The organism is Bacillus sp. PS95 (assembly GCF_037963565.1).
Lineage (GTDB): Bacteria > Bacillota > Bacilli > Bacillales > Bacillaceae > Bacillus > Bacillus subtilis.
In genome coordinates this window covers 110453-128795 of record NZ_CP150160.1, presented here as the reverse complement: position 1 = coordinate 128795, position 18343 = coordinate 110453, and the positions used below count along the sequence as shown (strand labels likewise).

The 18343-nt window shown below is 42.9% G+C and carries 17 protein-coding genes and 2 other annotated features; all 17 genes read right to left on the bottom strand.

Features of this window, described 5'->3' with window-relative positions:
• Nucleotides 1-169: 169 nt before the first annotated feature.
• The gene (gene rpoC / locus NSQ12_RS00685; RefSeq protein ID WP_004399688.1) at nucleotides 170-3769 is read right to left on the bottom strand and encodes a DNA-directed RNA polymerase subunit beta'; all 3600 of its coding nucleotides are present in this window, start codon (nucleotides 3767-3769) and stop codon (nucleotides 170-172) included.
• Nucleotides 3770-3829: 60 nt separating this feature from the next.
• Nucleotides 3830-7411 carry a DNA-directed RNA polymerase subunit beta gene (gene rpoB, locus NSQ12_RS00680; protein ID WP_009966326.1) on the bottom strand — a complete coding sequence of 1194 codons (3582 nt, stop codon included), beginning with the start codon at nucleotides 7409-7411 and terminating at the stop codon, nucleotides 3830-3832.
• Between the two features lie 245 nt (nucleotides 7412-7656).
• Nucleotides 7657-8262: a class I SAM-dependent methyltransferase gene (locus NSQ12_RS00675; protein ID WP_088325203.1), complete on the bottom strand. Its 606-nt coding sequence runs from the start codon at nucleotides 8260-8262 to the stop codon at nucleotides 7657-7659.
• Between the two features lie 89 nt (nucleotides 8263-8351).
• On the bottom strand, nucleotides 8352-8723 hold the full coding sequence (rplL, locus tag NSQ12_RS00670) for a 50S ribosomal protein L7/L12 (RefSeq protein WP_003156436.1): 372 nt from the start codon (nucleotides 8721-8723) through the stop codon (nucleotides 8352-8354).
• Between the two features lie 45 nt (nucleotides 8724-8768).
• Complete coding sequence (gene rplJ, locus NSQ12_RS00665) at nucleotides 8769-9269, bottom strand: 50S ribosomal protein L10 (RefSeq protein WP_003235042.1); 501 nt, start codon at nucleotides 9267-9269, stop codon at nucleotides 8769-8771.
• A 65-nt stretch (nucleotides 9270-9334) separates the two neighbouring features.
• Nucleotides 9335-9475 (bottom strand) — a sequence feature (ribosomal protein L10 leader region).
• A gap of 45 nt (nucleotides 9476-9520) precedes the next feature.
• Nucleotides 9521-10219: a 50S ribosomal protein L1 gene (gene rplA / locus NSQ12_RS00660; protein WP_339175662.1), complete on the bottom strand. Its 699-nt coding sequence runs from the start codon at nucleotides 10217-10219 to the stop codon at nucleotides 9521-9523.
• A gap of 94 nt (nucleotides 10220-10313) precedes the next feature.
• The gene (gene rplK, locus NSQ12_RS00655; RefSeq protein ID WP_003156430.1) at nucleotides 10314-10739 is read right to left on the bottom strand and encodes a 50S ribosomal protein L11; all 426 of its coding nucleotides are present in this window, start codon (nucleotides 10737-10739) and stop codon (nucleotides 10314-10316) included.
• A 167-nt stretch (nucleotides 10740-10906) separates the two neighbouring features.
• Nucleotides 10907-11440 carry a transcription termination/antitermination protein NusG gene (gene nusG, locus NSQ12_RS00650; protein WP_003225764.1) on the bottom strand — a complete coding sequence of 178 codons (534 nt, stop codon included), beginning with the start codon at nucleotides 11438-11440 and terminating at the stop codon, nucleotides 10907-10909.
• 178 nt (nucleotides 11441-11618) lie between these two features.
• Nucleotides 11619-11798, bottom strand: coding sequence for a preprotein translocase subunit SecE (gene secE, locus NSQ12_RS00645; protein ID WP_004399676.1), 180 nt, complete (start codon nucleotides 11796-11798; stop codon nucleotides 11619-11621).
• 33 nt (nucleotides 11799-11831) lie between these two features.
• The gene (gene rpmG, locus NSQ12_RS00640; protein ID WP_003156421.1) at nucleotides 11832-11981 is read right to left on the bottom strand and encodes a 50S ribosomal protein L33; all 150 of its coding nucleotides are present in this window, start codon (nucleotides 11979-11981) and stop codon (nucleotides 11832-11834) included.
• A gap of 92 nt (nucleotides 11982-12073) precedes the next feature.
• Nucleotides 12074-12730 (bottom strand): RNA polymerase sporulation sigma factor SigH, encoded by a 657-nt coding sequence (sigH, locus tag NSQ12_RS00635; RefSeq protein WP_003225758.1) that lies wholly within the window; start codon nucleotides 12728-12730, stop codon nucleotides 12074-12076.
• A gap of 62 nt (nucleotides 12731-12792) precedes the next feature.
• Nucleotides 12793-13305, bottom strand: a complete 513-nt coding sequence (gene rae1, locus NSQ12_RS00630; protein ID WP_003235032.1) for a ribosome-dependent mRNA decay endonuclease Rae1/YacP — start codon at nucleotides 13303-13305, stop codon at nucleotides 12793-12795.
• 6 nt (nucleotides 13306-13311) lie between these two features.
• A complete protein-coding gene (gene rlmB / locus NSQ12_RS00625; RefSeq protein WP_014475598.1) occupies nucleotides 13312-14061 on the bottom strand; it encodes a 23S rRNA (guanosine(2251)-2'-O)-methyltransferase RlmB in 750 nt (249 codons plus the stop codon).
• The gene (locus NSQ12_RS00620; RefSeq protein WP_003235028.1) at nucleotides 14045-14476 is read right to left on the bottom strand and encodes a mini-ribonuclease 3; all 432 of its coding nucleotides are present in this window, start codon (nucleotides 14474-14476) and stop codon (nucleotides 14045-14047) included. Before NSQ12_RS00620 ends, rlmB begins: the two co-directional genes overlap by 17 nt.
• 3 nt (nucleotides 14477-14479) lie before the next feature.
• Entirely contained in the window at nucleotides 14480-15880 is a 1401-nt protein-coding gene (gene cysS, locus NSQ12_RS00615) for a cysteine--tRNA ligase (protein WP_014478619.1), read from the bottom strand.
• Nucleotides 15877-16530 carry a serine O-acetyltransferase gene (gene cysE / locus NSQ12_RS00610; protein ID WP_003225749.1) on the bottom strand — a complete coding sequence of 218 codons (654 nt, stop codon included), beginning with the start codon at nucleotides 16528-16530 and terminating at the stop codon, nucleotides 15877-15879. Before cysE ends, cysS begins: the two co-directional genes overlap by 4 nt.
• A 68-nt stretch (nucleotides 16531-16598) precedes the next feature.
• Nucleotides 16599-16829: a binding site (T-box leader), on the bottom strand.
• A 2-nt stretch (nucleotides 16830-16831) separates the two neighbouring features.
• Complete coding sequence (gene gltX / locus NSQ12_RS00605) at nucleotides 16832-18283, bottom strand: glutamate--tRNA ligase (protein ID WP_004399675.1); 1452 nt, start codon at nucleotides 18281-18283, stop codon at nucleotides 16832-16834.
• Between the last annotated feature and the right edge of the window lie 60 nt (nucleotides 18284-18343).

The window sequence follows — 18343 nt, the reverse complement described above, 5'->3', positions numbered from 1 at the left end:
CTCCAAAGTAACAGGTTTATTTCGAGCACCTTGGTTATATTATCATTCTAGGAGACGAATGTCAACAAGGTATGACATTTTTTAGTTTCGTTCTTCTCATAGAGTGACTTTTTCATAAATATATCTGCTGAAAGACTGTTTTTGCAGTCTTTCAGCAGCATTAAATCAGTTATTCAACCGGGACCATATCGTCAGTCGGCTGAACATTTGATACTGGTTTTACTTTACGGTATTTCATCATTCCTGTACCAGCTGGAACAAGCTTACCGATGATAACATTCTCTTTCAAGCCGAGAAGCTCGTCACGCTTACCTTTGATCGCTGCATCTGTAAGGACACGTGTTGTTTCCTGGAAGGAAGCAGCAGATAAGAATGAATCAGTTTCAAGAGATGCTTTTGTAATACCGAGTAAGACAGGACGGCCTGTAGCAGGTCGATTGCCTTCAAGTAATACCTTTTTGTTTGCTTCAGTAAATTGGTGAATATCAAGCAATGTACCTGGAAGCACATCAGTGTCACCGGCATCAATTACGCGTACTTTGCGAAGCATCTGGCGAACCATTACTTCTACGTGTTTATCACCGATTTCAACACCCTGCATACGGTAAACCTTTTGAACCTCATGGAGAAGATACTCTTGAACAGTCGTCAGGTCAGTCACTTTAAGAAGTTCTTTCGGATCGATTGAACCTTCTGTCAGTACTTGGCCTCGAGTAATTTTATCTCCTTCCGCTACTTTCAGGCGGGAGTTGTAAGGTGCCGTATAAGAACGTGTTTCCACTGCGCCTTGAACCACAATTTCCTGTTGCTTATCACGAACTTCATTGATCTCAACGACTGTACCGTCGATTTCTGTAATTGTTGCCTGACCCTTCGGATTACGCGCTTCGAAAAGCTCTTGGATACGCGGAAGACCCTGTGTGATATCGTCTCCGGCAACCCCGCCTGTATGGAATGTACGCATTGTTAACTGTGTACCAGGCTCACCGATTGATTGGGCAGCAATGATTCCGACAGCTTCACCGACTTCAACATCGGAGCCAGTTGCAAGATTTCGGCCATAGCATCGTTTACATACACCATGAGGCGTATTACATGTGAAGGCAGAACGGATCCACACTTCTTCAATGCCGGCTTCGACAATCTCCAGTGCTTTATCTTCATCGATCAGTTCGTTTTCATTCACAAGCACTTCACCTGTTTCAGGGTGCTTCACTTGTTTTCTTGCAAAACGTCCGATTAAGCGTTCTTCTAAGCGCTCAATTGTTTCAGTTCCTTCTTTAAGAGGCTTAGCAAGAATGCCTCGGTCAGTTCCGCAATCAGTTTCACGGATGATAACATCCTGCGCAACGTCAACGAGACGGCGTGTAAGGTAACCTGAGTCAGCAGTTTTAAGAGCGGTATCGGCAAGACCTTTACGCGCACCGTGTGTGGAGATAAAGTACTCCAATACTGTCAGACCTTCACGGAAACTTGATTTGATCGGCAACTCAATGATACGTCCAGCCGGGTTGGCCATCAGGCCGCGCATTCCGGCAAGCTGTGTAAAGTTAGATGCGTTACCACGGGCACCAGAGTCACTCATCATGTAGATCGGGTTGAGTTCATCAAGTGATTTCATCAGTTTGCCTTGGATAACGTCTTTTGCAGCACTCCAGATAGAGATGACTCTCTCATAGCGTTCTTCTTCAGTGATAAGACCGCGGCGGAACTGCTTCATAACGTTGTCAACTTTGCTTTGCGCTTCCTCAAGAATTTCTTGTTTATCATCAAGTACGACGATGTCAGAAACCCCAACTGTAATACCAGCTTTAGTTGAATATTTGAAACCTAGGTTTTTCATGCGGTCAAGCATTTTAGACGTTTCCGTAATATGGAATCGTTTAAAGATTTCCGCGATGATTTTACCCAGAATGCCTTTTTTAAACGGCGCATTGATTGGCTGCTGTGCGATAACAGCTTTAACGTCAGCACCTTTTTCTAAGAAGAAACGGTCAGGTGTTTTCTCTTCAATGTTGCTCTTCGTTGGTTCATTCATGTAAGGGAATGATTCCGGAAGAATTTCATTGAAGACAAGCTTACCGACAGTTGTAATTAACAATTTTGAGCGCTGTTCTTCGGTAAATGTCACATTCTTAAGTGAGTTAGCTGCAACAGCTACTCTCGTATGAAGGTGAACATATCCGTTTTGATAAGCAAGAAGCGCTTCGTCTGTATTCTTGAAGACCATACCTTCACCGACAGCACCGGCACGCTCAAGTGTCAGGTAATAGTTACCTAGTACCATATCCTGAGACGGTGTTACAACCGGTTTACCATCTTTAGGGTTCAAGATGTTTTGAGCAGCAAGCATCAAGATACGTGCTTCAGCTTGTGCTTCAGCAGATAATGGTACGTGAACCGCCATTTGGTCACCGTCAAAGTCAGCGTTGTAAGCTGTACATACGAGTGGGTGAAGACGGATTGCGCGTCCTTCAACAAGCGTTGGTTCAAACGCCTGGATACCTAATCTGTGAAGTGTAGGGGCACGGTTCAGCAGTACCGGATGCTCCTTAATAACTGATTCTAGCACATCCCAAACTTCAGGCTGTACGCGCTCAATTTTGCGTTTCGCACTCTTAATGTTGTGAGCAAGACCTTTTTCAACAAGTTCTTTCATAACGAAAGGTTTGAAAAGTTCAAGCGCCATTTCCTTCGGTAATCCGCATTGGTACATTTTCAAATGAGGACCAACAACGATTACAGAACGTCCGGAGTAATCGACACGTTTACCAAGAAGGTTTTGACGGAAACGGCCTTGCTTCCCTTTCAGCATGTGAGAAAGAGATTTTAACGGTCTGTTACCAGGGCCTGTTACAGGGCGTCCGCGGCGGCCGTTGTCAATTAAGGCATCGACAGCCTCTTGAAGCATACGCTTTTCGTTTTGAACGATGATGCTAGGCGCACCAAGGTCCAAAAGGCGTTTCAAACGATTGTTACGGTTGATGACACGACGATAAAGGTCATTCAAATCAGAAGTCGCAAAACGTCCGCCATCTAGCTGAACCATCGGTCTAAGCTCCGGAGGAATAACAGGAAGCACATCAAGGATCATCCAAGAAGGCTTGTTTCCTGAGTTACGGAAGGCTTCTAAAACTTCAAGACGTTTGATCGCACGAGTACGGCGTTGTCCTTGTGAAGTTTTCAGCTCTTCTTTTAACATATCAACTTCTTTTACAAGATCGATATCTTGAAGAAGTTTATGAATTGCTTCAGCACCCATAGATGCCTGGAATTTATTACCGTATTTATCAAGATAAGCACGATATTCTTTCTCAGACAGAAGCTGTTTCTTTTCAAGCGGTGTATTCGCCGGATCAGTTACAACGTAAGAAGCAAAGTAAATGACTTCTTCTAAAGCACGAGGTGACATATCCAGCACAAGACCCATACGGCTTGGAATACCTTTGAAATACCAAATGTGGGAAACTGGGGCAGCCAGTTCAATGTGCCCCATTCTCTCACGACGGACTTTAGCCCGTGTTACTTCGACTCCGCAGCGGTCACAAACTACGCCTTTATAACGAACTCGCTTGTACTTCCCGCAATGACATTCCCAGTCCTTAGTCGGTCCGAAAATGCGTTCGCAGAATAGACCGTCCTTTTCAGGTTTTAACGTACGATAGTTTATCGTTTCAGGCTTTTTCACTTCACCAAAAGACCATGAACGGATTTTATCTGGTGAAGCAAGACCGATGTTCATATACTCAAAATTGTTCACATCTAGCAAGGGGCCTACCTCCCTTTTTTCTTCGGATTAACCGATGTCACTTGCCTTTATAACTAGAGATTATTCTTTTGTTACTACATCGCGTTCAACGTCTGCAGATGCTGTTTCTTCCGGCTCTTCATCACCTGATAATGCCAGGCCGTCAGCTTGTTTCGCATCTTCTTCGTCTTCTAAATCTCTCATTTCTATTTCTTCTTCATCACCAGAAAGGATTTTGACATCCATACCTAAGCTTTGAAGTTCTTTGATTAATACTTTGAATGATTCCGGAACACCTGGTTCAGGAACATTGTCGCCTTTAACGATGGCTTCGTATGTTTTCACACGTCCAACCACGTCATCAGACTTAACAGTCAGAATTTCTTGAAGAGTGTAAGCCGCACCGTAAGCTTCAAGTGCCCAAACCTCCATCTCACCAAAACGCTGTCCGCCAAATTGCGCTTTACCGCCAAGAGGCTGCTGCGTAACAAGTGAGTAAGGGCCTGTAGAGCGTGCATGAAGTTTATCGTCAACCATGTGAGCTAGTTTGATCATGTACATGATACCTACAGATACACGGTTATCAAACGGCTCTCCAGTACGTCCGTCGTAAAGCACTGTTTTGGCGTCACGAGACATGCCGGCTTCTTCAAGTGTTTCCCAGACATCCTCTTCTCGCGCTCCGTCAAATACAGGAGATGCAATGTGAATGCCAAGGTAACGAGCGGCCATACCCATGTGAAGTTCCAATACCTGCCCGATGTTCATACGTGATGGTACGCCCAGCGGGTTAAGCATGATATCAATCGGTGTGCCGTCAGGAAGGTAAGGCATATCCTCTTCAGGAAGAATCTTAGAGATAACACCTTTGTTACCATGACGACCGGCCATTTTATCCCCTTCAGAAATCTTACGTTTCTGAACGATATATACGCGTACTAACTGGTTAACACCTGGAGGAAGTTCGTCTCCGTCTTCACGGTTGAAGACTTTAACGTCATGGATAATTCCGCCGCCGCCATGAGGCACACGAAGAGAAGTATCACGAACCTCGCGGGCTTTCTCGCCAAAGATGGCGTGAAGAAGGCGTTCTTCGGCAGTCAGTTCAGTTACGCCTTTAGGCGTTACTTTACCAACAAGAAGATCTCCGTCTTTTACTTCTGCCCCAATACGGATGATTCCGCGGTCATCAAGATTGCGAAGCGCATCTTCACCGACGTTTGGAATATCGCGAGTGATTTCTTCAGGTCCAAGTTTCGTATCACGTGCTTCTGATTCGTATTCTTCAATGTGGATAGATGTATAAACATCATCCTTCACTAGGCGTTCACTCATGATGATGGCATCCTCATAGTTGTAGCCATCCCACGTCATGAAGCCGACCATTACGTTACGGCCAAGTGCAAGTTCACCAAGCTCCATAGAAGGACCGTCAGCAAGGATTTCTCCTTTTACCACTTCATCGCCGACACTTACGATCGGACGCTGGTTGTAGCACGTACCTTGGTTAGAGCGGACAAATTTCAGCAGGCTGTATTTATCCAGGTTTCCTTTTACTTTTTGACCGTCTACTTCTTCATAACGGCGAACCCAAACGTTTTTCGCTTCTACGCGTTCAACGATACCAGGGTGTTTACAAATAACAGCGGCACCAGAGTCTTTTCCTGATACGTATTCCATACCAGTTCCAACAAATGGCGCTTCCGGCTGCATCAAAGGCACAGCCTGACGCTGCATGTTCGCTCCCATGAGGGCACGGTTGGAGTCATCGTTTTCTAAGAACGGGATACATGCTGTCGCAGCAGATACAACCTGCTTAGGCGATACATCCATGTAGTCTACACGGTTTCTGGAAACAACAGTGTTCTCCCCGCGGAAACGAGCTACGATGCTGTCATCAATAAAGGCGCCTTCGTCATCAAGACGAGCATTCGCTTGAGCGACAACATAGTTATCCTCTTCATCAGCAGTTAAGTAATCGATTCTGCCCGTTACCTTCCCTGTTTCAGGGTCAACGCGGCGATATGGCGTTTCAATAAAGCCAAAACGGTTTACTTTTGCATAAGATGATAGTGAGTTGATCAAACCGATGTTCGGGCCCTCAGGCGTTTCAATCGGACACATACGGCCATAGTGGGAGTAGTGAACGTCACGCACTTCCATTCCGGCACGCTCACGTGTCAATCCGCCCGGTCCTAATGCTGACAGACGACGCTTGTGCGTTAATTCAGCAAGCGGGTTCGTCTGATCCATGAATTGAGAAAGCTGTGAGCTTCCAAAGAACTCTTTAATGGACGCAATAACAGGACGAATATTGATCAGCTGCTGAGGCGTAATTGTATTCGTATCTTGAATTGACATTCTCTCACGAACCACACGCTCCATACGGCTTAAACCGATACGGAATTGGTTCTGAAGAAGCTCGCCTACAGAACGTAAACGGCGGTTTCCAAGATGATCGATATCATCTGTGTCGCCTACTCCGTGCAGCAAGTTGAAGAAGTAGCTGATTGAAGAAATAATATCAGCAGGCGTGATGTTTTTAATCTCTTCTTCAATGTAAGCATTGCCGATTACATTAATAACCTGTTCTCCTTCTTGATCAGTCGGAGCAAAGATTTTAATTGATTGAAGAGTCACTTCATCTTCAACAACGCCACCATTCGGATACAGCTTTCTAAAACCGATTCCGTTTTCTAAGTATGGCAGTACTTTATCAAGCGTTCTTCTATCAAGAATCTGGCCTTTTTCAGCAAGGATTTCTCCTGTTTCAGGATCAACAAGCGTTTCAGCAAGTCTCTGATTGAAGAGGCGATTCTTAATATGAAGTTTTTTATTAATTTTATAGCGTCCTACATTGGCAAGATCGTATCGTTTCGGATCAAAGAAACGAGAATCAAGCAAGCTTTTCGCATTTTCTACTGTAGGCGGCTCTCCAGGACGGAGACGCTCGTAAATTTCCAGCAACGCTTTGTCGCTGTTTTCTGTGTTATCTTTATCAAGCGTATTTCGCAGGTATTCGTTTTCTCCTATGAGATCAAGAATCTCTTGATCAGAGCCGAAGCCGAGAGCACGCAAAAGAACCGTAACCGGCAACTTACGTGTGCGATCAATGCGGACATAAACAACATCTTTCGCATCAGTTTCGTATTCTAACCATGCGCCACGGTTTGGAATGACAGTTGCGGTAAAACCTTTTTTACCGTTTTTGTCTACTTTACCACTGAAATATACACTTGGAGACCGAACAAGCTGGGAAACGATAACACGTTCCGCACCGTTAATGATAAAAGTACCTGTATCTGTCATAATAGGGAAATCACCCATGAAGACATCTTGGTCTTTTACCTCTCCAGTTTCTTTGTTAATTAAACGAACCTTCACTCTTAGCGGAGCTGAGTAAGTCACATCACGTTCTTTTGATTCCTCTACAGGATATTTAGGCTCACCTAAACTATAATCAATGAACTCAAGAGAGAGGTTACCAGTGAAATCCTCAATTGGTGATATGTCTTGAAACATCTCTCTAAGACCCTCATCAAGAAACCACTGATAAGAAGAGGTTTGAATTTCAATGAGATTTGGTAATTCTAACACTTCGCTAATGCGAGCATAGCTTCTGCGCTGGCGGTGTCGTCCATACTGAACTAGTTGACCTGTCAACTGATTCACCCCTCAAATCATGCGTATTATATGTGTAATAAGCATTTCTTCCAAAGAAAGAAAATACTTTTACAAGACAAAAGAAAAAAGGGTTTCTAATTAAGAAAACCACATCCAAAAACAAATACCGATTTTATTAGCATTTCCATACTTGTATAATTTATACATAGATATTGACAATTCATCATATCAAGCAAAATATATACATTGGCATTTTACAATATTAACATAGTTAAAATACCGAGTCAAACTTTTTTTGCTTTTATGATATAATAGCCTTTCTTTTTTTGAACGACGGAAACTTCACCGAACAGTTCCTCGAGCTTTTCAATGGCAGAAGGCGCGCCTTGCTTTTTCTGTATGACGATCCACAATTCACCTGAAGCTTTTAAGTGTTCAGCGCTTTTCTCAAAGATAGCATGGACAACTTTTTTTCCGGCTCGGATTGGGGGATTTGTAAGAATAGAAGCAAATGTTTGAGCAGAATCAACGTTTGAAAACAAATCGCTTTGATAAATCTTAACGTTTGTTATTCCGTTTTGTTCCGCATTTTCATTTGATAGTTCTACGGCTCTCTCATTAACGTCAATCATGTGGATAGTCCGGTCTTTAAAGTCGCTGGCGAGCGATAAACCAATCGGGCCGTACCCGCAGCCTACATCCAAAATGCCGCCCTCAACCTCAGGCTCTTCAAAAGAATCAATCAGCAGGCGGGAGCCGAAATCAACTTCTTTTTTAGAAAAAACCCCGCTGTCGCTGGTAAACGTGAAATCTTTATTCCGAAGCCTAAAAGACCAGGTTTGCTTGTTGCTTTTCACTGAAGGTTTTTCTGAATAATAGTGCTCACTCATTATTAGAACCTCCTTTTTTCATGGCTTAAAGAATGGCAAAGAAAAAGCTCGCCTCATAAAAGCGAGCTTCCCCTACAGGTAAGTGAAGATTACTTAACTTCTACAGAAGCGCCAACTTCTTCAAGTTTAGCTTTAAGCTCTTCAGCTTCTTCTTTAGCAATACCTTCTTTAAGTGGTTTTGGAGTGTTGTCAACAAGTTCTTTAGCTTCTTTCAAGCCAAGACCAGTGATTTCACGTACAACTTTGATAACTTTGATTTTTTGAGATCCTGCACCAGCAAGGATAAGATCGAATTCGCTTTGCTCTTCAGCAGCTCCGCCAGCAGCAGCTCCACCAGCTACAGCTACAGGAGCAGCAGCAGTTACGCCAAATTCTTCTTCGATTGCTTTTACTAGGTCGTTCAATTCAAGTACAGTTGCTTCTTTAACGGAAGCAATGATTTCTTCGATATTTAAAGCCATTTGTAATTCCTCCATTTTGTTTTAATTTATGAAAAACTGATTAGATTAAGCGCCTTGTTCTTCCTTTTGTTCTGCCACAGCTTTTGCAGCAAGAGCAAGGTTGCGAACTGGAGCTTGAAGTACGCTAAGCAACATAGAAAGCAAGCCTTCGCGTGATGGAAGTTCAGCAAGAGCTTTCACTTCTTCAACAGTAGAAACTTTACCTTCGATAACGCCAGCTTTGATTTCAAGAGCTTCGTGATTTTTAGCGAAGTCATTAAGAACTTTAGCCGGAGCGACAACATCTTCAGTGCTGAATGCGATCGCGTTCGGTCCAGTTAAGAAATCATTCAAACCATTAAGCTCAGCTTGTTCAACCGCACGGCGAGTCATCGTATTTTTGTAAACTTTGAACTCAACGTTAGCTTCGCGAAGCTGTTTACGAAGTTCAGTTACTTCAGAAACGTTAAGTCCGCGATAGTCAACGATGATCGTTGATTTACTTTCTTTCAGTTTAGAAGCAATTTCTTCAACAACAACTTTTTTTGTTTCAATTGCGCTGCTCATGGTTACACCTCCTGTAGATTCTTGTGTAACACTTATACCGTTAGGTGATCACGACTGAGACGACGGATTCCATATAAAAAGCCTCCATGAGACATGGAGGCTGTATATACAAGCATACGTAACGTAATAGCTGTGATAATATACACCTCGGTAGGATAATTAAGCGGTTAGGCCCCTACTGTCTACGGTATAAATGATATTCTATTTTACAACATTTTGAATAATATCAGAATGTTGATGTCATGTCAATATTATTTTACGTTAAAAGTTGAAGAGTCTACTTTGACACCAGGTCCCATAGTAGAAGTTACAGCAACGTTTTTCACGTAAACGCCTTTAGCTGCAGCAGGTTTAGCTTTAAGGATTGTATCGTACATTGTTGTGAAGTTCTCAACAAGTTTTTCATCCTCGAAAGAAACTTTACCGATAGGAACATGAATGTTTCCAGCTTTATCAACGCGGTATTCAACTTTACCAGCTTTGATTTCGCCGATAGCTTTTTCAACTTCGAAAGTAACTGTACCAGTTTTAGGGTTCGGCATTAAACCTTTTGGTCCAAGTACACGACCGATTTTACCAACTTCACCCATCATGTCAGGTGTAGCTACGATAACATCGAAATCGAACCAGCCTTGTTGAATTTTGTTGATGTAGTCAGTATCGCCTACGAAATCTGCACCAGCAGCTTCAGCTTCTTTCGCTTTTTCGCCTTTTGCGAAAACGAGAACGCGCTGAGTTTTACCAGTTCCGTTTGGAAGCACAACTGCTCCACGGATTTGCTGGTCGTTTTTACGAGGGTCAACCCCTAAACGGAAAGCCACTTCAACTGTAGCGTCGAATTTAGCTGTGTTTGTTTTTTTAACGAGAGCTACTGCTTCAGAGACGTCGTAAGCTTTAGAACGGTCTACAAGCTTAGCAGCTCCAACGTACTTTTTACCTTTTTTAGCCATTTTAAAATTTCCTCCTTATGTGGTTATAGCGGAATAACCTCCCACGAATAAGGGTTGCGAACTTGTTAAAACTCGCAACCCGACAAGAAACAAATTAATCCTCGATTACAATACCCATACTGCGGGCAGTACCTTCAACCATGCGCATTGCCGCTTCAACGTCTGCTGCGTTTAAGTCAGGCATTTTCGTTTCAGCGATTTCGCGTACTTTATCGCGCTTAACGGTTGCCACTTTATTACGGTTTGGTTCACCAGAACCAGACTCAATTCCAGCTGCTTTTTTAAGCAATACTGCAGCAGGTGGAGTTTTTGTAATAAATGTAAATGAACGGTCTTCGTAAACCGAAATTTCAACAGGAATGATTAAACCAGCTTGGTCAGCTGTACGAGCGTTAAACTCCTTACAGAATCCCATGATGTTAACACCGGCTTGACCAAGTGCAGGTCCAACTGGTGGTGCTGGGTTAGCTTTTCCAGCAGGAATTTGCAATTTTACAACTTTAACTACTTTTTTAGCCACGAGACACACCTCCTTAAGTCCGTGATGTGGTAATAGGGTAAACCCTCCCACTCAAGGTTTCATTCTTTATATGAATGACGAAATATCATGCTAGTTGCCTTGGATAAGTCCAAGACGTACCTTTGCTATATTATCATTTATATATAGCAATTTCAAGTTTTTTCACATTACAATTTATCGATTTGGGTAAATTCCAGCTCAACCGGCGTTTCACGGCCAAACATATTAACGAAAACTTTGACCTTGCTTTTATCATAATCAATCTCTTCAATTGATCCTGTAAAGTTAGCAAAAGGTCCGTCTATTACTTTCACTGTCTCTTTCAGTTCAAAGTCAATATCAGTTTTTCGTTCATCCATGCCCATTCTCTTCAGAATGGTTTCTGCTTCCCCCGGAAGAAGCGGCGTCGGTTTTGAACCTGACCCGGCAGATCCTACGAATCCAGTAACGCCCGGCGTGTTGCGTACGACATACCAAGAGTCGTCTGTCATTACAATTTCAACAAGCACATAACCAGGGAATACTTTCTTTTTCACGACTTTTTTCTTGCCGTTTTTGATATCCGTTTCTTCTTCTTCGGGTACGACTACACGGAAAATTTTATCCTGCATCCCCATTGATTCAACACGCTTTTCCAAGTTGGCTTTTACTTTATTCTCATAACCAGAGTACGTGTGAACAACATACCAATTCTTTTCCATTCTATTCAGGACTGTCCAGTCCTTCCCTCCCCGCATTTGGTTTTAGTGAATTACCATAACGCTTCAAAAAATAGGCGGCAAGCCTATGATAACTTTCATTTTAAGCCACAATAAAAAACCCGCTGAACGGGTTTTGGCAAGTAATATTATGATCTATTATAGCACGTATTGCTGATCATTATTCAACTATTAAACGAATTAATTGAGAAATTCCTGTGTCAAGGAGGGCAAAAAAGATAACAAAAAAGATAACTGTTGAAATTACCGTAATGGTATAACGCGTTAACTCTTTTCCTTTAGGCCAGCTTACCTTTTTCATTTCTTTCCCAACATCTTTAAAGAATTTCATAATACGCATGTAAAAGACCTCCACAATTTAAAAGCGCAAAAACTATTTTGTTTCAAGATGAGCTGTATGTGAATTGCAAGTACTGCAGTATTTCTTTACTTCTAATCGCTCAGCCGCTGATGCAGAGCTCTTCATTGTCGTATAATTACGGTTTCCGCATGTCTTGCATGCTAACGTAATCTTTTTTCTCATGTCATTACACCTTTTTCTAAATAGACATTAGTTCTTATCTTTAGTAACATATCATAGTCAGAAAAATACTGTCAATATAGCATAAATTCCTATTACAAACTGATTTCACGAATTTCCAAGTACTTCTCCAGCTTGCGTTTCACACGCTGAAGGGCATTGTCGATCGATTTCACATGTCGGTTCAGTTCATCAGAAATCTCTTGGTAACTTCTCCCGTCGAGATATAAGACGAGTACTTTTCTCTCTAAATCACTTAATAGTTCTCCCATTTTCATTTCAATATCATCAAATTCTTCCTGATTAATGATCATTTCCTCAGGATTTAAGGTTTTCGCTCCTGAAATGACATCCAGCAGCGTTCGGTCTGATTCTTCATCAAAAATCGGTTTATCTAATGAGACGTAGGAATTCAAAGGAATGTGTTTCTGGCGAGTAGCTGTCTTTATTGCGGTAATAATTTGGCGGGTAATACATAATTCTGCGAAAGCTTTGAATGAGGTAAGCTTGTCCTCTTTGAAGTCACGAATAGACTTATAGAGGCCTATCATGCCTTCCTGAACAATATCCTCTCTGTCCGCCCCTATTAAGAAATAGGATCTTGCTTTTGCCCGAACAAAGTTTCGGTACTTCGTAATCAAGTAATCTAACGCATCACTGTCCCCAACATGAACCTTTTCAATGACCTGCTCGTCCTCCAACTGGCAAAACTGCTCTTTGTTGAATTTTCCCTTGTTGTTCTGTAGATTCACTCCGATCCCCCCGGCGCACGTAGATAGAAATATTATACAGTATTGGGCAAAAAAGCGTCAACTTAATCTAAGTCTCCCCGCCTCCACTTTTCAAACGTTTTCAAAACCTCTTCCGATAAAGCAATTTTACCCGCCGGCTTTTCGGAAGTGATTTTTCTTACCCGTCTCTCTATTCGCCTTTCAATCGTTTCTACCTCTCTCAAAAGCTCCCGGGCCGATTTCCGTAATGCCCCCTGTCCGAAAATCGCCCACTGCTCAGTATAGTCAGAGGTCGCAACGTGAATTTGAGTCGCAATATTATTCAAAGCCTGAGCGAGCTTTTCTATCCGCTCATCAGCCGTCTCATTTTCTTTTGTAAAAATCACTTCAACTCTATGGTTGGTCTGTTTTTTCTCAAGCCCTTTTACGAGATGCGCGTCAAAAACAACAATAACCCTGTTTCCTGTATACGATTGATATTCCGCCATTTTCTGAATCAGTACGTCTCTCGCCTCTTCAAAACTGTTCGCTTTTAAATCCTTCAGCTGCGGCCAGGCTCCAATCATGTTGTACCCGTCTACTAACAGGATATCCATGGGTCTTTATTCTCCCAGAGGGTTTCGTTTCCGGTAGACTTCATACATCAAAAGACCAGCCGCGACAGATGCATTTAGTGAAGTTACCTTTCCGGCCATCGGGAGTTTAATGAGAAAATCGCACTTTTCTTTCACAAGGCGGCCCATCCCTTTTCCTTCACTTCCGATGACTAGAGCCAAAGGCATATTCCCGTCCATATTGCGGTAATCCTCACGCGCTGACGCATCCGTTCCGACAACCCAGATTCCCCGCTCTTTCATCTCTTCTAACGTTCGTGCCAAATTGGTGACTCTTGCTACAGGAATGTGCTCAATTGCTCCTGTTGAAGCTTTTGCCACTGTTGTTGTCAGCCCGACAGCTCTCCGTTTTGGAATGACGATGCCATGAGCGCCGACCGCATCTGCTGTCCTCATAATGGAACCAAGATTATGAGGGTCTTCAAGCTCGTCCAGAATGAGGAAGAAAGGCTGTTCATTTTTTTCTTCGGCTGCTTTATATAAATCGTCCAGTTCTGCATATTCATACGCTGCAACCTGTGCCACTACGCCCTGATGCTGTCCTGTCACCATTTGATCGAGTTTTTTTCTCGGGACGTATTGAATCGTGATTCCCTGCTTTTTGGCAAGCTCAATCACTTGCTGTGCTTGTCCCTTTACGGTGTTTTCCGCCATCCACAGCTTATACAGCTTCCGATCAGATTTTAACGTCTCGATCACTGCATTTTTCCCTATGACGTAATCATGTTGCTGACTCATTTGTTTTCCTCCCTGACATCCCGAATTGTATAGCTTCGGCTACGAGCTGACTAAGTCGTTCCTCTTTTTTCTCTAGAAAAAGGTAGCCCAGAAGCGCTTCAAATGCTGTACTGTAGCGGTACGTCTGAACATCTGTATTTTTAGGTATTGTCCCTGACTTGGCATTTCTGCCTCTTTTTAGCACCGCTTCCTCTTCTTCCGTAAAAAATGATTGATTCTGCAGAAAAAATAGGATCTCAGCCTGTGACTTTGCTGAAACAATCCGGCTTGATTTCTTATGAAGATCATTTGGTTTGGTAAAGCCCTGCTTAAGCAGGTGATGCCTGACATACACTTCAAAAATGGCATCACCTATATAAGCAAGCGCAAGACCGTTAAGCTGCTTAGAATCTTTTATCGTATCAAATTCAAGCATCTGTTATTCTCCCCGTTTCCAGCGAGTGCCTTGAGCCGTATCTTCAAGAATGATATTCATGCTTTTCAGCTGGTCGCGGATCTGGTCTGACAATGCAAAATCGCGATTCCGGCGTGCTTCATTTCGCTTTTCGATTAAGTCTTCAATCTCTTGATCGAGAAGTTCCTGCTCACCCAACGAAAAACCGAGGACAGAAACAATGCGGTCAAACATCTCAATAAACGCCGTAATCACATGATCAGCCGTATGATCTTTCTGAAGATAATAATTGGCGTGTTTCGCTAAGTCAAACAAGACTGAAATGGCATTCGCCGTATTAAAATCATCGTCCATCGCTTCTTCGAATGCTTTGCGGTGTTCTTCAACTTTTTCAAGCCATTGATCGTCATCTTCGGTTAAATTCGTACTGCTGTTCAGACGGTGCTGAAGATTGCTGTACGCTGTTTTTAAACGGTTGAACGCGCTTTTCGTATTCTCCAGAAGCTCTTCTGAATAGTTAATCGGATGGCGATAATGAACAGATAGCATAAAGAATCTCAAAAGCTGCGGATCATGCTGTTTAATGATGTCATGCACAAGCACAAAGTTGCCTAGTGATTTTGACATTTTTTCATTATCAATATTGATATAACCATTATGAAGCCAATACTTCGCAAACGTTTTGCCTGTTAGCGCCTCAGATTGCGCAATTTCGTTTTCATGGTGAGGGAATGTTAAATCCTGTCCGCCCGCATGGATATCAATCTGGTCACCGAGATACTTTTTCACCATTGCTGAGCATTCAATGTGCCAGCCCGGACGTCCTTTCCCCCAAGGGCTATCCCAAGAGATTTCTCCTTCTTTTGCCGCTTTCCACAGTGCGAAATCAAGAGCATCTTCTTTTTTCTCGCCGACTCGGATGCGTGCACCTGATCTAAGTTCATCGATTGATTGCTGAGAAAGCTTTCCGTACCCTTCAAACGCTCTGGTTTTGAAATATACGTCACCTTCTGATTCATATGCGTAGCCCTTTTTCACGAGCTGATCTACGAATTCGATAATGGCATCCATGTTCTCCATTACTCGCGGATGAAGGTCGGCTTTTCGGCAGCCGAGCGCACCTACGTCTTCAAAGTATGCTTTAATAAAACGCTCTGAAATGGTGGGTACATCCTCACCGAGTTCATTTGCCGCTTTAATTAATTTATCGTCTACGTCTGTGAAGTTAGAGACATACTGCACATCATAGCCTTTATACTCTAAATAGTTTCGAACCGTATCGTAAACGATTGCCGGACGCGCGTTCCCGATATGAATGTAATTGTAAACCGTGGGTCCGCATACATACATTTTCACTTTTCCCTCTTCAAGAGGAACGAATGTTTCCTTCTGTCTAGTCAATGTATTATAAAGTGTGATTGTCATTTTTGATTGATCCTTTCTTTTCTGTCTTCAAGTTCTGCCTTCAGCTCTAAAATCTGCTGTTCCAAAGACTTAAAGCGGTCAGCAACTGGATCGGGCAAATCCTGATGGTTTAAATCGCGTCTTACTTTCTTGCCATTTTGTACAACGACCCGTCCAGGGATACCGACAACTGTTGAAAAATCAGGAACATCATGCAGCACTACTGAACCAGCCCCAATCTTTGAGCCTTCACCGACCGTAATAGAACCGAGCACTTTAGCACCTGTGGCTATCAATGCGTCATCTTTAATCGTTGGGTGCCTTTTTCCCTTTTCTTTCCCCGTTCCCCCGAGGGTAACCCCCTGAAAAACGGTTACGTTATTGCCGATTTCACATGTCTCCCCAATGACAACCCCCATGCCGTGGTCTATGAAAAATCTTCTCCCGATTGTAGCGCCGGGGTGGATTTCTATCCCGGTAAAAAATCGGCTTACTTGAGATATAAGGCGTGCAAGGAAATAAAATTTTCGTTTATATAAAGCATGTGCAATCCGATGCGCCCATATAGCATGTAAACCGGAATAAGTTAAAATCACTTCAAAATAGCTTCTTGCTGCGGGATCTTGATCGAACACAGTATCAATGTCTTCTTTGAGCATTCTAAAAAACACATGCTTCCCCCCGTTTCTCTATCTGATTTCCTCTACCCAATAAAAAAAGCGTCTCTGCATGTAAACATGACAGAGACGCTTTAACCGCGCGGTTCCACTCTGTTTGAAAAGCAGACTTCTGCTCTCCCAACTTCAGCCTGTAACGGCGGCGGCCGCCTTTGAATACTGATTTCAAAAAACGTTCTTCAAAGGTCTTAAGGGCGCACTTCTAAAACCCGGCTCATGGATCTCTCTCAGCCAATGAAGATCCTTTCTGTAATGGCCTAAAGCTTTATACTCTTCCCTGTCAACAATCATTTATTTAGATATTCTTTAAACGCTGAATTGCAGTCTCTTTACCGATCAATTCAATTGATTGCGGCAGTTCCGGACCGTGAGTTTGCCCTGTTACAGCAACACGAATCGGCATAAACAGTTTTTTCCCTTTATGGCCAGTTTCTTTCTGCACTGCTTTGATCGATGCTTTGATATTATCCGGAGTGAACTCCTCAAGCTCTTCAAGCTTCGCTGCGAATGTGCTGAGCACTTCAGGAACCTGTTCTTCTTCCAGAACAGCTTTCGCTTCTTGATTATACTCGATCTCATCCGTAAAGAACAAATCAGTCAGCTCAACAATTTCCGCACCGTAGCTTAATTGCTCATGATACAGGGAAATCAGTTTACGAACCCATTCTTGTTCTTCAGCAGAAAGCTCAGTGCCAACTTTGCCGGCTTTTTGCAAATGCGGAAGCGTCAATTCAACAACCTGATCAAGATCCAGCTTCTTCACATATTGGTTGTTAACCCATTTTAGCTTATGCATATCAAACAAAGCTGGTGATTTAGATAAACGATTTACATCAAAAATTTCAATAAACTGCTCTTTTGTGAAAAGCTCTTCTTCTCCAACCGGTGACCAGCCTAACAGGCCGATAAAGTTGAACAGTGCTTCTGGCAGGTAGCCAAGCTCTTTGTACTGCTCGATGAATTGAATAATGGATTCATCACGTTTACTGAGCTTTTTACGGCTTTCGTTTACGATCAGCGTCATGTGTCCGAACTGAGGAATATCCCATCCGAATGCTTGATAAATCATAATCTGTTTCGGTGTGTTAGAAATATGATCCTCACCGCGCAGCACGTGTGTCATTTTCATTAAGTAGTCATCAATCGCTACCGCGAAGTTGTAAGTCGGCGTACCGTCCTTTTTCACAATAACAAAGTCGCCGATGCCATCTGATTCAAAAGAAATTTCGCCTTTTACGATGTCGTTGAAGGCGATGACTTTTCCTTCCGGCACACGGAAACGAATACTTGGTTTTCTGCCTTCGGCGATAAATTTCTCCTGTTCTTCCTGAGTCAGGTCTCTGTGTTTTCCGGAATAACGAGGCATTTCTCCGCGGGCAATCTGTTCTTCACGCTCTTTTTCAAGCTCTTCTTCCGTACAGTAACATTTATAAGCAAGCCCTTTTTCAAGAAGCTCTTCATAGTACACTTTATAGATATCGTTACGCTCTGACTGACGGTATGGACCGTACTCTCCTCCGACATCCACACTCTCATCCCAGTCAATACCTAGCCACTTCAGATAATTCAGCTGGCTTTGTTCTCCGCCCTCAATATTGCGCTTTTTATCAGTATCCTCAACTCGAATGATAAACTTACCGCCTTGATTGCGGGCAAATAAATAATTAAAAAGCGCCGTTCTGGCATTTCCAATATGCAAATGTCCGGTTGGACTCGGTGCATAACGGACGCGTACTTCGTTTCCCATTTTCAAATACTTCCTTTCATGTCATGTATGGCCTCAGGCAAAAATGTATGAATCTATTCT

Coding starts and splice junctions, on each gene's coding strand:
- NSQ12_RS00675 (WP_088325203.1), bottom strand. CDS start 8,262: ATGAGTGAGCACTATTATTCAGAAAAACCTTCAGTGAAAAGCAACAAG.
- rplL (WP_003156436.1), bottom strand. CDS start 8,723: ATGGCTTTAAATATCGAAGAAATCATTGCTTCCGTTAAAGAAGCAACT.
- rplJ (WP_003235042.1), bottom strand. CDS start 9,269: ATGAGCAGCGCAATTGAAACAAAAAAAGTTGTTGTTGAAGAAATTGCT.
- rplA (WP_339175662.1), bottom strand. CDS start 10,219: ATGGCTAAAAAAGGTAAAAAGTACGTTGGAGCTGCTAAGCTTGTAGAC.
- nusG (WP_003225764.1), bottom strand. CDS start 11,440: ATGGAAAAGAATTGGTATGTTGTTCACACGTACTCTGGTTATGAGAAT.
- secE (WP_004399676.1), bottom strand. CDS start 11,798: ATGCGTATTATGAAATTCTTTAAAGATGTTGGGAAAGAAATGAAAAAG.
- rpmG (WP_003156421.1), bottom strand. CDS start 11,981: ATGAGAAAAAAGATTACGTTAGCATGCAAGACATGCGGAAACCGTAAT.
- rae1 (WP_003235032.1), bottom strand. CDS start 13,305: ATGGATATCCTGTTAGTAGACGGGTACAACATGATTGGAGCCTGGCCG.
- rlmB (WP_014475598.1), bottom strand. CDS start 14,061: ATGAGTCAGCAACATGATTACGTCATAGGGAAAAATGCAGTGATCGAG.
- NSQ12_RS00620 (WP_003235028.1), bottom strand. CDS start 14,476: ATGCTTGAATTTGATACGATAAAAGATTCTAAGCAGCTTAACGGTCTT.
- cysS (WP_014478619.1), bottom strand. CDS start 15,880: ATGACAATCACACTTTATAATACATTGACTAGACAGAAGGAAACATTC.
- gltX (WP_004399675.1), bottom strand. CDS start 18,283: ATGGGAAACGAAGTACGCGTCCGTTATGCACCGAGTCCAACCGGACAT.